Origin of the sequence: Pseudonocardia sp. TRM90224 (assembly GCF_021245725.1) — a bacterium.
In the GTDB taxonomy this organism is placed as follows: Bacteria; Actinomycetota; Actinomycetes; order Mycobacteriales; family Pseudonocardiaceae; genus Pseudonocardia.
On record NZ_JAJGSX010000006.1, the window covers coordinates 406,522 to 425,036 of the forward strand.

At 72.3% G+C, this 18,515-nt stretch carries 1 protein-coding gene (running past one end of the window); it reads left to right on the top strand.

All coding sequences use genetic code 11. The annotated features are described in order from the left end of the window. Positions 1-18,515 carry the 5' portion of a preprotein translocase subunit SecA gene (locus LL648_RS12585; protein ID WP_232662680.1) on the top strand. 13,951 nt of this gene lie beyond the right edge of the window, so the window shows 18,515 of its 32,466 coding nt (coding positions 1-18,515); it begins with the start codon at positions 1-3; its stop codon lies beyond the right edge, outside the window.

Below are 18,515 nucleotides of genomic sequence, written 5' to 3' on the forward strand. Positions count from 1 at the left end.
GTGCGGCTCCGGGTCTCCGCGGCCGACCGCGCTCTTCTGATCCTGCGTTGGACGTTCGGGCTGGCCGTTGCGGTCGGCGCGCTGTGGGCCGGGGCGGCACTGCTCGCCACGCCCGCATCGGCCGCGGTCGCAGCGCCGGCGGTTGCTACCCAGTGGGTGCTGAAGGGAGGTAAGGAGAAGCCCTCAGGCGGGAGCAAGAAGGAAAGCAAGAGCGACAACGGCGGCGGCGGTAACGGCGGCGACGGTGGCGGTGGCAACAACAAGAACAAGAACGACAACAACAACGACGGCGACCAGGGCGACAACGGGAACCGTGACAAGGGCGAGAACAAGCCCAGCAAGAAGAAGGACTATGACAACGGCGGCGACGGCGACGGCGACAAGCCGGTCAAGAAGCCCGAGAAGAAGCCCGCCAAGACGCAGAACGACAACGACGACTCGGACGGCGACAACGACGTCCGGCCCGTGAAGAAGGACAAGGGTCAGCAGAAGAAGACCGTCAAGAACGACGACGGCAATGGCAACGGTGGCAGCGCCGGCGGCGACGGCGATGGCGACAAGCCGACGAAGAAGCCGGAGAAGAAGCCCGCCAAGAAGCCGACCAAGAAGCAGGATGCATCCGGCGACGCGAGCGACAAGAACGACAAGCCGGTCGAAAAGGTCGAGAAGAGGACCAAGAAGCCGACCCGGACGACCGACGACGGTGACGAGCCCAGCATTCAGGCCGTGGTGAACCGAAACGGTGGCGGCGACAACGGCAGCGGCGCGAAGAAGAAGTCCGCGACGACCGAGTCCCAGAAGAAGCTCGACAAGAAGATCGAGAAGAAGATCGGCGAGATCGAGGCGAAGATCGAGAAGACGATCGACGCCAAGCTGGACAAGGCGGCCGAGAAGAAGAAGGCTGCGAAGAAGGCGATCGCTTCGGCAGTCGACAAGGCGACGGAGAAGCTTGCGGGCAAGACCGGGGAGAAGGCGACCGAGAAGGGCGCCAGCAAGAAGAAGCCCACGGCCAAGCGCGACTCCGAGGCGTTCGAGATCGTAGCTGCGGCGCTGAAGGATGCCGGCAAGAAGGGCACCAAGAAGGCGACGGAGAAGTCGGCGGAGCAGGCTGTCGAGAAGGCGGTCCGGCTCGCTGGTATCGACCCGGAGAAGCTGGGCGACGACATCCGCGCGTTCGCGAAGGACGTGACGAAGAACCCGGAGAAGGCGCGAGCTGCGATCGAGAAGCTCGTCGAGAAGCACGTCGACGCCGCCACGAAGCAGGGCGCCAAGAACCCCAAGGACAAGGACAAGAAGAAGCGCCTCACCGGACTCGAAGACCTGACCGCGGTTGCGGACAAGCTGGGTGACGTCGACAAGGTTGTGGACCGCGCTCGGAAGTTCATCGCCGGCGAGACGAAGAAGGCCGACAACAAGCGCCGCGACGACAAGATCGGCGCCGATCTCGTGCGGTATGCCGTGGAGCAGGCGGGCTCGGCCGAGAAGTGGACCGCCAAGGTGAAGGAGCGCGCCGCGGAGATCGTGGCGGCGGCCAAGCGTTCGAAGAAGACCACCGGCGCCGACGGCAAGAACAACCCAGGCAAGGGAGCGGCCGGCAAGCCCAGCGCGGCCGATCGTTCGGACCGCGCGCTGCGCGACGCCGTCCGTGAGGCACTGTCGAAGGTCGAGCGGACGATCGAGTCGAAGGTCGCCGAGGCGAAGCGCAAGTGCGGTTCGGACGCGTGCGCGCAGCGCGCCGGCGCCAAGCGCGGCTTCCCGCCGGTGAACCCGAACGGCTCGGACACCGAGAAGGCGATGGCTCTCCTGTTCTCCGGTGGTGGCAACGGCGGCACCCGCTCGGGTGCCGACGCGGTCACCGACGACCACGGCGTGCGGTCGGTGTTGTGCGCCTCGGGTGGTGGCTCCGGTTGCGGCGCCGGCGCGGAGAAGCGCGCCACACGTTCCGACGCGGACCCGCGCGGCCCACCACGCGACGAGCAGGACTACGAGGCGGACCAGATCGAGAAGGTCCTCGACGGGCGCATCGCCAACGACAAGGCGAAGCAGTCGCTCGCGGCAGATCAGAAGAAGTTGAAGTCGGGCAAGATCACGAAGAAGCAGTACGACGCGAAGGCTGCGGCGTACAAGAAGCAGACCACGGCCTACAAGGCCGATCGTGCGCAGCTGTCCACCGAGGATGCCGCGCTGGTCGACCAGGTGGTCAACGGGCACCGTTCCATCGAGAAGCGCAAGGCGCAGCTCGACGCCGAGGCCAAGAAGGTCAAGGCGGGCAAGGTGTCGGCTGCCACCCACAAGAAGAACGTCGCCGCGTACGAGAAGGCGGAAGCCGCTCTCTACACCGCGACCGACGAGCTGCGTGAGGCCACCGAGCGGCGCGACCCGAACGCGCTGCGGGGCGACACCCCCACCGACGGGTCCGCGGCCGGCTGCGGGAGCAGCGGCCGGTTCGTCGAGTGCGGTGCTGTGTCGAAGAGCAAGACGGGCGAGCAGAGCGACCGCTGTGTCGCGCTGGCCGGCGTCTCATCCGGATGTGGCGTCTCGACGAAGTCCGGCGGCACGAAGGCCTCCGCCAAGTGCACGCTCACCGGCAAGAGCCAGGGTTGCGGCAGCACCGCGCAGCGCGGCCAGAACATCGCGAAGGCCACCTGCAAGACGGGTGCCGACTGCGGTGAGAGCACCCGCGCCGACGCCGAGAGCGCCAGCTTCACCTGTGCGACGGGCAAGGGCCGTTGCGACGGGTCCGGCTCGGCCGCGCCGCGCGGCAAGACCGCCGCGGCGAAGGCCACCACCGACACGCGCACGTCGGCGAACGTGTCCTGCACCGGCCGCTGCGACCTGGACGGCGCCGCGACGTTCACCGGCGCCGACGCGGGTTGCCGCAGCGACAACGGCACCTGCACCAACCGGACCGGCGGCAACGGAAAGGGCACCGCGGCGGCGACGGCGGGGGAGAAGGCGCAGAAGGACAACCGCTCCGCGACGGCCACGGCGGACTGCGCGGCGAAGAGCGCCGGCTGCACCATCACCACGAGCGTCCGGCTGGACGACGGCGAGGGTCGGGCCGCGACCGCCACCGCGGACGTCCGCTGCGCCGACGGCGCCACCGGCTGCAAGGGCAACGGCAAGTCGACCACCGGCGCCGGCAGCACGTCGGTCACCGCCCAGAAGGCAGCAACACAGAAGGCGACCAAGCCAACCAAGACGGCCAAGACGACGAAGAAGGCCACCGACGCCTCCCGCGCCGGTTCGGGCACCGCCACCTGCTCGATCGCCGCCGGTGCGTGTGAGACGCAGAGCCGCACCGAGAGCGACTCCGAGGGCGCCCGCAGCGACGTCGCCGCCGACGTCGAGTGCAACGACGGCACCGGCTGCAAGGGCAAGGCCAACACCGCGACCACCGGCAAGGTTGTCGCCGCGGCGGCCGCCGGCAAGAAGGCAGCCGTCCGCACCACCAAGGCCAACGCCAAGTGCGGCGCCGCCGCGGGTGACTGCGACAGCGACGCCGCCTCCCAGGTCGGCGACACCGCCCAGCCGGCGAGCCTCTTCACGAAGGCCCGCCGCAGCCTGACCGCGTCGAGCGAGGCCGCCACCTCCCTCGACTGCGACACCGCCGCTTGCCGCGGCTCCGGTGTTGCGGAGACGGCCGGTGCCGCGTCGGGTGACATCAAGGGTGTGCGCGACAGCACCGGCCGCTCGACCTGCTCGGCCCGCGGCGACGGTGGCAGCTGCGAGATCGGCGCCCGCTCCGAGGTGGCCGACCGCGACCCCACCACGAGCACCCAGCCGGGTGTGAAGGCGGTCACCGGACCGGTCAGCCGCTCCACGGCCACCGGCAACGGGTCCTGCGACGGCGGGGCGGGCACCTGCACCACGACGGTGACCACCACGACGCAGGCCCGCGACACCGCGGTCACGAAGTTCGCGCGCGGTTCGTCGGCCACCGTCACCTGCACGGTGCGGGGCGGCCGGTGCGACGGTGACGCCGAGTCGGCCGCCTCCAGCGCCGCTGACCACGTGGTGATCGACCCCGCCACCGGACGCCCGGTTGCCGGCCAGCCGACCGCTGGCCCGTCGAGCGTCTCCCGCTCCAGCGCGAGCCTCGACTGCCCGAACGGCTGCACCGGCAAGGCGTCCAGCTCGGCCGCCGGGTTCGACGGCGCGGTCAAGAAGGGCGTCCCGCAAACCTCCACCGCAACCGTCACCTGCAAGGTCTCCGGCGGCGCCTGCGAGGCCAGCACCAAGTCGGTCGGGGCTTCCGCGCCGGGCGCCACGAAGGTCCTCGCCCAGCAGCTGCAGGGCCAGCAGGACGGCACGCAGACCCAGCCGGGCACCGGCCCGGTCGAGATCAAGAAGACCGGCAAGCCGACCCCCGGCCCGTCGAGCGCCTCGATCGCGACGGCATCGCTCGACTGTGCCGACGGCTGCACCGGCACCGTGACGACCGCCGCGACCGGCAACGACGGTGTGCGCGATCGCGGCTCGAAGGGCACCGCCGAGTGCACGATGAACGGCGGCAGCTGCGAGGGCTCGGCGACATCGGCAGCCAGCGCAGGCAACAACGTCGCGGACGTGCTGCCCGACCTGTCCGGTGGCCCGAACGCCGCCGTGCAGGAGGACAAGGACGAGCAGGGCGCGCCGCTGACGCCGGCCAAGAACGGCAAGAAGGTCGTCGCGGCTCCTGCGCCGGTCGCCGGCCCGTCGAGCTTCTCCACCTCCGACGCCATCGGCGAGTGCGAGAGCACCTGCACCGGCGGGGTCATGTCCAGCACCACCAGCACCGACGGCCCGGCGGCTACGAAGGCGATGGCCGGCAACAAGAGCTCGCGCGGGCCACCGTCGAGCAGCACCACGACCTTCCGTTCCACCTGTGTTGCCGGTACGAACGGGTGCGTCGCGCAGTCGAAGTCGGCCGCGGCCTCCGGCGCGGGTGTCGGGTACCTGATGACCCGCAACCTCGTGGAGATGGCGAACGGCCCCCAGGTCCGGACGAAGAACGCGAAGAACAGCCAGACGCAGGAAAGCACGAAGTCCGCCGAGCAGCTCGAAGCCGAGAAGCGCGCGGCGGAGAAGGCAGCCAAGGCACAGGCTGCCGAAGACCGGAAGGCGTTGGAGCAGGCGGCGAAGGATCTCGCCGGTCCGCTGCCCATCACCTTCAGCCAGTCGTCGGGTCTCGCCGAGTGCGGTGGCCCGGACTGCACGGCGGCGGTCAAGGGTTCGTCGACGACGACGGGTCTCGGTGACTCCGCGGTCTCGCGCTCCCGCTCCGAGGGACGCTGCACCGGCGCAACCGCCGGGTGCGCGATCGGGGCCGACGCCTCCGCGGCGACCGTGGCGAACTCGGGCACGCCCGACCCCACCGACAAGAAGAAGAAGCGCCTGCTGCCCGGTGTCTCCGGCTCGACGCAGGCCACCGCGACGATCGACTGCCCCGAGGGCTGCACCGGCTCGGTCACGAGCGACTCGGCCTCGGCCGCGTCGCCGGGCGGGGGAGCGCGGGCGGCGCTCGCCGCCGCCGCCAAGGCCGCCAACAAGGCCCAAAAGGCAAAGAAGGGTGAGAAGGGCGAGAAGGCCCCTCGCGGCAACGGTGCCAAGACCGACCCGACCAGCGTCTCGGTCTCGAAGAGCTCCGCCGCCTGCACCCCGGGCGCGCCCTGCCAGGCCGGGGTCGGCACGTCGGCCAGCATGGCGGTCTCCAACGTCAAGGCCGCCGCCCAGAAGAGCACAGCCCAGAAGGCCACAACCCAGAAGAACGGCAAGAAGGGCAAGAAGGCCGCCGCCCCGCAGGACAGCTGGTTCGGCACGACGTCCGCGTCGGCATCGGGCTCCTGCAAGCGCGGCGCCGGCGGCTGCCCGGTCACGACGTCGAGCCGCACCGTCGGCACCGACGACCCGGCGACGATCACGAACGCGCTGCGCTCCGGCAAGGCGGCCGCGCTCGGGAAGACGGCGCAGGCGGTCGGCGTTGCCGCTTGCCGCTCGACCGAGGGCTGCCAGAGCGCAACCGGCGGGTTCGTGGCCGACAACGTCGCCGAGGTGACCACCGGGTGCGCAGGCAAGGGCTGCACCACCCGCACGAGCGGCAACGCCCGGTTCGACGGGAACCGTGCCACGGCGAGCACGGCGTGCAACGCGGGGGCGGGCGCGCAGTGCGGCGCGACCACGCGGGTCGGCGCGGCACCCGGCGGGGCCCAGGTCGCGGCCAGCTGTACCGGCGCCAAGGGCGCCACGTGCACCCAGAAGTTCTCGGCGGCGAGTGCCCGGTCCAGCCGCACCGAGGGCAACACGGCCGCGGCCACCGCGAGCTGCGGCGGCGCGAAGGCCGGGTGGTGCGCGACCAACGCCGTCGCGCAGACGTCCAAGCAGCAGGCGATGGCCGCTGTGCAGTGCCAGGGCAGCAAGGGCACCGCCTGCAAGCAGAAGTTCTCGGCGAAGAGCAAGGACAAGAGCAAGACCGGCAAGAACAAGGCCCTCGCCGAGGCGAAGTGCGGCGCCGCCCGCACCGGCTGGTGCGGCACGAGCGGGGTCGCGCAGACGACGAAGACCTCGGCGATGGCGGCGGCGAACTGCCAGGGCAGCAAGGGCACCAACTGCAAGCAGAAGTTCTCGGCGAGCAGCTCCGACAAGAGCAGGACCGGCAAGCAGAAGGCGTCGGCGAGCGCGAAGTGCGGCGCGGCCCGTGCGGGCTGGTGCGGCACCACCGGCGTCGCACAGACGACGAAGACGTCCGCGATGGCCGCGGCGGGCTGCTCCGGCAGCAAGGGCATCTCGTGCCGCTACTCCTACCGCGCCAGCAGCAAGGCCTCCGCAGGCGGCGCGGCGAGCGCGTCCGCCCGCGGGTTCGGCAAGGGCACGAAGGGCGCCGGGCAGGTCATGACGACCGCGGCCGCTCGCGCCGGCGGTGGGAAGGCCGAAGCGTCGGCGTCCTGTGTCGGGACGAAGGGCACGAACTGCCGGTACTCCTACCGTGCGGACGTCTCGGCGCGAGCCGCCGGTGCGCGTGCGTCGGCCAGCGGGTTCGGCGGCGGCAAGATGGGTGGCGGCGGGGTTGCCGTCACGGCGACCGCGGCGTCGGGGCCGGGTTGGGCGCAGGCCTCGGCGTCGTGCTCCGGCACGAAGGGCACGACCTGCCGCCATTCGTACTCGGCGTCGGTCTCGGCGTCGGCCAGCTGGGCCGGGCCGGAGAAGACGCTGCCCGACGGCAGGAAGGTCCGGGACAGAAGCTCCGCGAGCGCCTCGGCGAGTGGTTCCGGCCGCGGCGGCATGGGTGGTGGCGGGGTCTCGGTCACCGCCTCGGCCAACGCCGGCCCCGGTGGCGCGAGCGCGTCGGCGAGCTGTGCTGGCGCGGCGAACTGCCGGGCGAACTGGACCGCGCACGCCGAGGTCTACGACAGCCTCGCCAAGGCAGGTGAGGGCTACTGGATCGCCACCGGCAAGGCCACCTGCAGCGGCGGCGGCACCGCGGGCGGCTGCGGTGTGACGGCCGAGGCGAAGGCCGGCCCGAACGGCTTCGGCCGCGGCAAGTGCTCCGGCAGCTACTCGACCTGCGACACGAGCGGCAGCGGCAACGTCTTCACCTCGACCGCGCCGCCGAAGCTGGTGCTCCCGCCCGGGACCGTGCTGGACAAGAACGGCAAGCCCGTCAAGATCGAGAAGATGGGCAAGGACGACCAGGGTGTCCTGATCGAGCGCGACAAGGACGGCAACGTCGTCTGGAAGATCAAGCCCAAGGGCGAGAAGGTCTACGGCAGCGTCTGCAAGGCGCCCTGCACGCGCGTCAACGAGACCGGCCCGAACGGCGAGAAGGTCGACTTCGACCCGAACGCCAAGAAGGGCCCGTACTCCGGCTCCCTGCCGAAGTCGAAGACCGGCAAGACGCGCGACTCGGCGTACGGCGAGAACGGCATCTACGTCGCGAAGGACGCGAAGGGCAACGGCGCGGGCTGGGTGCGCGGCAAGGGTGGAGTGACCAACGGCGCCACCGGAGAGACCACCACCTACAACCGGACGTCGCCGAACAAGAACGAGTACAACAACTTCCGGCTGACCAACATCAAGACGGGCTCGCCGTTCCAGACGACCTGCCGCGGCGGTTGCACCTATACCGGGGCGAAGCTGCCCGGCAAGCCGTTCATCGACAAGGTGACGATCGACGGCGACGGCATGATCACCGGCCGCGACATGCACGGCAACCCGGCGCAGATCACCTGGAACGGCAAGATCTCCTTCCGTTCGGCCGAGGGCGACGTCCTGAACGACGGGATGGACATCGAGCCGGGCATGGCGACCGGCAAGGGCTCGATCGTCACCCGCAACGCGGCCGGTCTCGGCGGCTCCATCCTGATCAACGGCTACGGGAAGATCCGCACGGCGGACGGGGTCGAGTTCAACTGCGAGAACTGCGACGGCGGGCACTACATGCCGACGGAGAAGGGCAAGGGCGGGATCAACTTCTGCTCGATCTCCTCGCCCGGAGCGGCCTGCCAGGGGACCGGCTCGGAGATCAACAACACCTTCGACTCCCAGCAGGCGAACATCGACTCGGCGCAGAAGGGCAAGGCCGAGTGGGTCCAGTTCCTGCGCAACGACGACGGCAGCGGTGGCGGCGCGATCGCGTTCACGGAGGGCGCGGCGTACGCGCGGGGCAGCGAGGCGTACGGCGAATGGGTCGAGACCCGCGGCGACGGCGGTCGGTTCGCGCTGCTCTACACCGAGAAGGACGGCTACAACAAGGGCCAGGCCTGCAAGGGCGACTGCAAGGGCTCGGTCAGCCCCGACGAGCGGCTCGATTGGGTGGAGCCGACCAGCAAGGTGACCGACGCGCTCGGCATGCCGACCGCTCGGCCGGACGGCTCCAGCGGGCGGCCGACGCTGCTCGACAAGGCGCGGGCCGCGTTCCGCTACACCGCGGGCCAGTCGCACCTCGGCTGGATGGCGAACACGGGCAACGCCAAGGCCAAGCCGGTCGTCGACCTGATCGAGGCCGCGATGGCCAAGAAGAAGAAGGGCGAGAAGCTCACCGTCGCCGAGGTCGCGGCGATCGCCAAGGCCGTCGACAAGCTCGGCAAGACCACGAACACCCGGCTCGGGCGCACCGGCGCGGCGCTCAGCGACGTGCTCACGGTCAACGGCACCCAGGAGCACACCACCGAGGACGTCGAGCGGAAGCTGGCCGGCGACCCGAAGCTTGTCGCCCAGGTGCTCGGCAAGACCTACAAGGACGGCTGGAAGCCATCGCAGGAGGAGCTCAAGAAGGCCAGGACGACCATCCTGGACAAGCAGGACGTCTCCGCGAAGACGATGGACCAGCTCAAGGCGCTCGACCCGCGCCAGGACGCGCTCGACAAGCGCCGAGACAAGAACAACAAGGCGATCGAGGCCTACAACAACGGCAAGGGCGGCGACAAGAAGGCGCTGCAGGCGGAGCAGGACAAGATCGCCAAGGCGCAGGGTGTGCTCGACGGCGAGACCGGCAAGCTGCGCCAGCAGCTCGAGGGCAGCCAGAGCGTCCTGCGCGGTTACGACGCCATGGTCGCCGCCGCCGGTGATCCGGAGTACGCGGCGAAGATCGCCGCGGCCGACCGCAACGTCAAGGCGATCGCCGGTGCGGTCGACCTGATCCCGACGCCGAAGACGGACGCCCAGGCCCGTGCGGCGAACAAGGTCGCGAACTTCTCCCAGGCCGTCCAGCTCGGGTACGAGGCGAGCATCGAGGCGCCGCGGCGGGTCTCCAACCCGCTCAACGACATGCAGCTCCCGTCGACGGGTTCACCGGACGTGCCGCTGGCCATCCGCGCCGCCGGCGGCTACGACTTCGTCAAGAAGATGGTCGAGGCGGAGAACAGCCCGTTCGTCAACGAGGACGGCTCGGACTTCACGCCGGACCAGATCTCCGACCTCGCCGCGACGTGGGCGTACCACTTCCCCGACCCCAAGACGGGCAAGCTGAGGCTGCCGGCGAACCTCTCCGAAGCCGCCAGGCTGGAGAGCCTGCCGCAGAACGACAAGCAGGCGCTCGAGTTCCTCCTCGGCCCAGAGGGGTCGGAAGGTCGCGGGAAGATGGAGGAGGGTCTGCTCAGGCAGATCAACGGGGCCGGGCTCATCAGGGACCTCGGCTCTGTCCTGGACGAGGACGGCAAGGACGGGCTGCGCGACGCCATCAACAAGCACGACCCGAAGAGCTTCAAGGGCTTCTTCCGGTTCGTGGCAGAAGGTGCGCAACTCATCCAGTCGGAGACGGTGCGCCGCTTCAACCGGAAGTGGGGCGGCGACACCGACCACTTCGGCAAGAATCTCGCCCGCGGTGCGTTCACCGCTGCTGCGGGCATCGTCTCCATGCCCGGTGTGATCATCGGCGAAGGCGCGAAGGAGGCGTGGAACCGCCTCCGGTACGACGGCGTGTTCGGCAACACCGCGAGGGCGGTCGGGCTCGGGTTCACCCCGCTCGCCGGCAAGATCAGCGAGATCGACCCGACGGCGTGGGCCAACGACAAGAAGCCCAAGCGGGAGCAGTTCAAGACCTACGCCGAGTACCACACCGCGCTCTACCCGCTGACCGGCTCGATGGTGGTCACGCCGCTCACCAACGCCTACAACCGGTGGTTCGTCAACCACACCGCCAAGAACGACTACCGCACGCGCCCGATCGAGACGCTCATGGAGGACGGCCTCCCGATCCTCATCGTCCTCGGGCCGACCACGGCCGGCCTGAAGGGTGCGGCGCTGCGCAACGCCACCCGCGCGACGGCGGCGCAGAACCTGGCGGCCACGATGGCCAAGCGCGGCGGCCAGGCGGCGACGATCCGGTCGCTGGAGGCGTCGGCGAAGACGTTCACGCTCCGGTCGAAGATCTACAGTGGGCTGAGCCGGCCGACCGCGGGTGCCGTGCACGTCGCGACGCTGCCGTACACGCTCGTCGGTGTGCCGTTCCGGGCCGGCGCGGCTGTCTACCGCGGTGTTGCGACCCCGCTGGCGCACGTCGCGCAGAAGGGCGCGCAGGCGGCCGGCATGCGGTCGCTCGCCGGCGCGATCGCGGGCCGCCCGACGACGAAGCTGTGGGGTTACACGTCGACCGGCCTGCAGAAGACCGCCGGCTCGCTCGCCCGCGGCGCCGACAACGCGCGCCTGATCACCCGGTACGGCATCATCGGATGGAACAGTCGCAACGCTGCCTACGCCAACGTCGGCAGCCGCCGCACCGCGCTCGACCCCGCGCTCAACCGCTCGTACGAGCGCACGGTCGGGAAGGTCACCGAGCGCACGACCGGTGTGATCCGCGACGCCCGGCTCGCGGGCGTGCAGCGCTCGTGGGAGCGGGTCGCCGCCGACCGCGCGCGGGTCACCGACCGCGTGCTCGGCCGCGACCTCGCCGCCGGCAAGCCGTGGGCACAGGCGCCACGCGACATGACGCTCGCCGACAAGGTCGACGCCATGATGACCGACGCCGGCGGCCAGCCCGTGACGGCCGCGCAGCTGGCCCGCCAGCTGGGCGTCAAGAAGTCGGCGATCAAGAAGGCGATCGCGGGCGAGCAGGCGCCGCCCGGCGCCGGCCCGCGGGTCGAGGTCACCATCGACGGCAACGGCACCGCGTGGGTGCAGCGCCCCGCCGGCTACAAGGCCGAGTGGAGCACGGCGCCGCGCACCGGAATCCGGACGGAGCCGACGGGCGCGACGAAGCCGGGCGGCCAGGCGTCGATGGGCGACACCGGGACGAGCGCCGGCCCGACGGGCGGCCGCACCGGCGAGCGGACCGGCGAGTCGACCGGCCCCAACGTCAGCAGCGAGAACCCGCTCGGCACCGGCCGCGGCGAGCAGGCCGGCACGGGCTCCGGGAAGAACACCGGTGATACCGGTTCGCAGTCGGGTTCGCAGGTTTCGCAGTCGGGCAAGCAGGGCAGCAAGACCGGCGCCGGCGAGCGGACGACCCAGCAGGTCCCGGGCACCCCGGCCGGCCCGCGCACCCCCGGCGGCGATCCGGCCACGCCGCCGCCGTCAGCGCCGTCGCCGGTGGCGTCCAAGGGCGGCGGCCCGAAGAACCCCGGCTCCGGCGGCGGCACCCCCACCCCGGGCACCGGGCCGGAGACGCCTGGCGCCAAGACCACCGAGTCCGGCGGGAAACCGGACAGCTCGGCCGAGGTCGGGATCACCAAGCACGGCGCGGTGCGCAGCGGCGACCCGCCGGCGACGAAGGAAGGCACCACACCCGGCTCGGGAGAGCCGGTCAAGAGCACCGACGGGCCGGCCGCACGGCCGGAGGTCGGCGATGCCGAGAAGGCGGCCGACGTCAAGGGCCGCAAGGCCGACGTCAAGACGGCCAAGCAGGCGCTCCGCGACGCGAAGGCGAAGCGGGACACTGCCCGGCCCGAGCTGGAACGCGAGTACTGGAAGTCGACCGACAGCACCCGGCGGAAGGACCTGCTCGACGCGTACGACCGCCACGACGCGGCGGTCGCCGAAGCCAAGCTCAACCTGAAGTACGCCAAGGAGGCAGTCAGAGACGCACGGATGATGCGCCCGTTCAAGGCGCGTGTCTCGGAGGTCATCCGGATCTGGACCGACGAGAACCGCCTGGCCGAGGCGCAGGACCTGGTGGCGAACGGCACCAAGCGCTCGAAGATCAGCAGGGCGCAGTACCTGGCCGTCGTCGCCGAGAAGATCCGCACCACGCGGATCGACGGGAAGTACTACGGGCTCCGGCCCGTGCAGCTGGCTGCCGCCCTCGTGATGGACGGCCAGGTGTTCGGATCGGCGCGACTGGTGAAGCTCAGCCTGCGGCTGCGCGGCAACGTCGTGGAGATGCTGACCGGTGAGGGCAAGACCGTCACCGGGATGGCGGTCGCGATGAAGCGCGCGCTGGAGGGGAGGGTCAAGGGTCGCCCCGGCGGCGTGCACGTCATGACGACGAGCGGGCCGCTCGCGGAGCTCGCGTTCGAGAAGTACTACGAGCCCGTCGCGAAGGAGCTCGGCCTGACGGTCGGGCTGCGCAGCGGCGAGCTGCAGTCGCTCGCCGACCGGCGCGCGGCGTACAAGGCCGACATCACGATCTCGACCGCCACCGACATGATCTTCGACCGGATGAACGACCTGCGGGTCCCGAAGTCCGACCGGGTCATGGGCCGGCAGGCGTTCGCGCTCGTCGACGAGGCCGACATGGTGCTGCTCGACTGGGGCGCCAGCCCGCACCGACTGGCCGAGAGCGTCCAGGCGCGGGTGCGCACCGCTGAGCTGCAGTGGGCGCGCGACACCGCACGGGGCCTGACGGAGGGCACCGAGTTCTCGTTCGGCAAGGACGGGCTGACCATCAGCCGCCGGCAGCACACGCTGATCGAGCAGAAGATCGGTGGCGAGCTGTCGGAGACGCAGCGCGTCGACCTGGCGAACGCGTTGCGCGCCAGGCGCCTGGTCAACGCGTCCGACTTCGTGCTCAGGGGCGAGACGCTCGCCGAGATCCTCGACAACAACAACGGCCGCTCGCTCACCGGCCAGCGTTGGACGCAGGGCCTGCACGAAGCCCTCGAGACGCAGCTGGACATCCCGGCGCAGCGCGCGCAGCGGACCGTCGCGACCATGACGGTGAAGTCGTTCCTCAAGGACTACGGCGCCGTCGCCGGCATGACGGGCACGGGGATGCGGGCCCGCTCGCTGTTCCGCAGCCTCTACGGCATGGACGTCGTGCGGATCCCGACGCACGAGGCGCGCAGGCTGGAGATCCGCCCAACCGAGGTCTACAGCGGCAACGGTCCGTTGACCGCCGCGATGCTGGCCGAGCTGAAGAAGCGGGCGAACAGCCCGCAGCCCGAGCTGCTGCTCTTCCGGACCCCGCTGCAGACCGAGCTGTTCGCGGCGGCGCTGCGCAAGGAGGGCATCACCGTCCAGGTCGTCAACGCGCTGGACGGCGTGATCGACTGGGAGAACGCCGTGGCCGCGGCGGCCGGGCGCCCGCACGCGATCACGGTGGCCACGAACATGATGGGCCGCGGCACCGACATCTCGCTCGGGGCGAAGGGCTCGCCCGCGTGGAACGCGGTCACCGGCGCCGGCGGCCTCCGCGTCACCACGATGAGCATGTTCGACGGCAGCCGGCCGCTCGACCAGGGCTTCGGCCGGGCCGGGCGCAACGGTGAGCCGGGTGACGCGGGATTGAAGGTCTCGCTGGACGACCCGTTGCTCGCCCGGTACGGCAACGCCAGGAAGCTTGCGGCGCTGCGGAAGAAGTACTCCGGGCGGAGCGGGGCGCTCCCCAAGGACGCCGTCCGGTTCGTCGAGAAGACGATCAAGCGCGCCGACCGGATCACCAACGCCCGGCTGAAGGACGTGCTCACCGGCAAGATCGCTGCCGAGACCGAGATCGCACGCACCGTGCAGGGCGAGGCGGCGGCGACGGGGCTCGGCACGCCGCCGGGCCGCACCACCGGCGTCAGCACAGCCGCAGATGCCGCCGTCACCGCCGTCACCGACCGCATCACGCAGCTGCAGAAGGATCTCACCGCGGCCCGGCAGGCTGTCGCGAACGCCACCGGGTCCTTCTTGCAGGACGGCTCGGGCGCGGCTGCGCTGGGCGCGGCGGTGACGCAGGTCGGCGCGATCCGCCAGGACCTACACACCGCGCTAGGCGAGTACCGCTCGCTCACCGGCAGCACCAGCGAGCTCGCCCCGTCGTCGGCCCGCTCCGACGCCATCGCGGCCGAGCAGCTCGGCGCCACGCCCGAGGCCGTCCAGGCGGTGCAGGACCTCATCGCCGCCGGTGACCGCGCGGGCGCCGTCGAGGCGTTGACGCGGCTCGCGGCGCAGTACGCGGCGATGGAGCAGGCCGGCGAGTGGGCCGCCGCCGCCGACGCCCGGGTCGCGGCGGCGCAGGCGCTGGCGGCGCTGCAGCGGGCGGCCGGCGTCGAGCAGACGCTCGGGACACCGGAGACGGCCCCGGAGCAGCGGTTGGTGGACGCCGCGCTCATCCGCCTCCAATCGGCGGTCGCCGGCGTGCCGGCCGGGGTCGCGGCCGACACGATCACGGCGTTCATCGGTGACGACGCCCGCACACAGCTGGAGCGCCTCGCCGGCACCGGGATCCCCGAGCACCTGCTGCGCGACCTGCACGACCTCGTCGTCTCGGGTGCCGTCGACGCCGCGGAGCTGCGCGCGCTGATCCAGCGCGCGCAGTGGCCGACCAAGGCGCCCGTCGCCGACGCGATCGGGCGGTTCGCCGCCGAGCACGGCCTCGACTGGAACCGGGGCGAGAAGCGCCGCGTGCGCCACGCGCTGAAGGCGGCCACGCCGGAGGCGCCGGTGGCGATCGTGCCGGGCGGACCGTCCGACATCAGCGGCGCGGTGTCGAGCGCCCAGCCGGGAACGCAGCCCGCCGGCACGACGACGTACGAGGTGCCGCTCCCGGAGAACACCGGCGCGAGCACGGGCGGCGGTACCGGTCGTGGCGGCCCGCCCGGCGGTGGCCCGCCGTCGACCGGCGGCACCGCGTCGGACGGCTCGCCGGAGGGCCCCGACGGCCCGGACAGCGGCAAGAGCGGCAAGGGCGGCAAGCTCCGCCGGGCCGGGCTCGCCGTGCTGGCCTTCGTGGGCGCGAACCTGCTGCTGAGCACGTCTGAGAGTGGCGGCTCCGGCACGATGCCGGACGTCGTCGGCATCGCGATGGCGGGCGGTGACGCCGTGGGCGACCTGCTCGGCGGTGTGCTCGACGCGCTCGCCAGCACACCGACGCTCTACAGCGCCGCCGTCGTCGTTGCGGCGCTCGGCACCCGCTGGCTCATCCGCTACCTCGCCCGGCAGCGCGGCCCGCCGCGGCTGGAGTGGGAGCGCCGGCAGTTCGCCTGGAACGCCACCGCTCCCGCCGAGCTGCCGACCGCCGGCCCCGAGACGCTGATCAGCGTCGTGTGGCGGCTGGTCTGGGCAGCCGAGGTGTTCGACGCCCACAACGGCATCCCCGTGACGGGCGTGAGCGCTGCCGACGTGATCGGCGGCATGCTGCGGACCGCGGATCACGCATGGACCGGGTCGCTCTCGGAGCTGGTCGAGAAGGCCGGCCAGGCGGGGGTCGCGGGTGCGCTCGACGAGCTGGCGGCCGCCGGCCTGCTGGAGCAGGTCGCCGGGCCCGGGGGCGTGCAGCGCTTCCGTGCGGGCGGTGTGCTCGGGCAGCTGATGGCGCGCGCGCCGCCGGCGTTCGTGGAGGCCATGCTGCGCAACCCGGCCGCCGTGCTGGACGACGCCGGGTTCGACCGGCGACCGGCCGACGAGCTGCTGATCGTCGTGAGCGCGGGCCTGCGCAACACGATCTGGGCCGAGCGCGCGTTGCACACGATCCGGGCTCCGCGGGTGCCCGGCCGGCTGGGCAAGACGCTGGCGCCGCTCCTCGACGCTCGCGCGACGACCGAGCAGGCTTCCGCAGCGCTCGACGAGCGGGTGCGCGCGGAGCTGCCGAAGCTGCGCGGTCTCACCCCCGACGAGCAGCGTGACGCGCTGCGCACAGCGACGCAGACCGAACGCGACGCGCTCGACGCGGCCAAGAAGGCCGAGCGGGCCGTCACGGTGACCGTGCTCAACGACGCCGCGCTCGGCGGGTTCACCCGCCGCGCGGTCGCGGCCCGCCTCGACGACTACAAGAGCGAGCGGTCCGGGCTGCGTGGCCTCCCGGGCCGGACGCGCGCGGCGATCACCGGACGGTGGGAGCGGCGGCAGCTGCTGCGCCCGGTCAGGGGCGCGGTGGCGGCGCTGGAGCAGGCCGGGCCGCCGGAGCAGCAGGCGGCGCAGGACGGGCTGGTCGTAGCGGTGGTCGAGGCCGCCGATCGCGGGGTGCCGGCGGAAGCGCTCGCGGCACGCACCGGGTGGTCGCCCGCCGTCGTGACGCTGACCAGCGAGGAAGCGGCGGTCACAACCGCGCTGGCCGCGGCCACCTCGGGCTGGACGCCCGCGCAGGTGCAGGCGGCCGGCGCCGCGACCACTGAGCTGGCGGGCATTCTCGTCGAGCTGCGCCGCGGCCGCCCGGCGGACGTCACCCGCGCGCGCGAGCTGCTCGCGCAGCTGAACGCGATGCTGGACGGCACGACCCGCGGGCTGGAGCTGCTCACGACGGCGGCCGGCGCGCTCGGCCTCGACCCGGAGTGGACCGGCTCGGGGCTCGTTGCGCCGGTCGCCGGCGGCGGCGCCGTCGAGATCCCGGCGGCGGAGGTCCGGGACGTGCTGGCCCGCTTCACCGCGCGGGCCGCCGAGGGCACCGGAGAAGCCAGGCTGCAGGCGGAGGCGGCGGCGTGGTGGGGCGCCCATGTCGGTGCGGCGGGCGGTGTCGCGCCGCTGGCGGGTGTGCTGAACGCGCTGGGCGAGCTGGTCGGTGACCAGCACCTGCGCCCGGCCGCGCTGGCCGTCGGCGAGATGGTGCTGACGGTCAACGGTGGCGCCGGGAAGATCGCCGAAGGCGAGCTCACGCCGGCCGGCGCCGCGCTGCTCGCGCAGCTCGGCGCGGTCGCTGCTTCGGCCGTCTCCGGGGCCGGCACGAGCCCGTTGCTGGCGTTGCGCGTCGACGTCGGCGGGCCGCTCGCCGAGCTGGGCGAGGGCCTGGACGCCTTCCGCTCGGGCACGCGCGACCCGCACTTCGCCGGGCAGGTCGCGACGTTCGCCGGGCTGCTCGGCGAAGCCCGCACGGCGCTGACCCAGCGTGCCAATGCGAAGGCCAAGGGCGCGGTCGACGCCGGGCGGGACGCCGCGAAGGCCGGGCGCAGGATCGCGCAGAAGGTGCCGGGCACCACGCAGATCAAGGCGGACGACGGCGCCACCGAGCGCGCCCGCAAGGCGGCGGCGGACCAGGACGTGGCGCTGGAGAAGCAGCTGCGCCTGGGCCGCACCCGCGACGCGTACCGGGTCGCGGCCCGGCGCGCCGCGACGGCGGAGCGCACGCTCGCCAAGCTCGCGGACCTGCTGGCGCAGCCGCCGGTCACCCCGAACCTCGCCTGGACCCGTTCGGTCGAGCGGGCGGCGAAGGCGGCGACGGTGGTGGTCGCCGGCTACCGGACGGCTCTGGAGGCGGCGCTGCCGCCGGCGGAGGCGTTCCCGGCCGGGGTGCCGACCGACGTCCTGCCGCTGCTGCCGCAGCTGACGGAAACGGTGAACGCGAAGCTGGCCGAGATGGGCGTGCGGCGCCGGTTCACCGAGCTGGAGCTGGCCGACACCATCGGCGCGGAGTTCCGCGCGGTCGCGTCGGAGGACGGACTGGTGCTCGGCGTCGGCACCCGGCTGCGGCCGGCCGAGCTGCGGATCAGCTGGCACGCCGGCACGGTCGTCGAGGACGTGACCACGCAGGAGCTGGCCACCGAGGTGATGATCGGCAGCCTGCCGCAGGGCGGCACGTCGGTGTCGGCGGCGGTGCTGCGCAGCCTGGGGCTCTCGGGCGGGTTCGCGAAGCTGTTCACGGCGGTGCCGGGGGTCAAGCTCAACGTCAACATCGGCCGCAGCGAGTCGAGCACCGGCGGCGCGGCGGGTTACGCGGTCGGCGGCGGCGTGGTGGACAACCGCGGCGA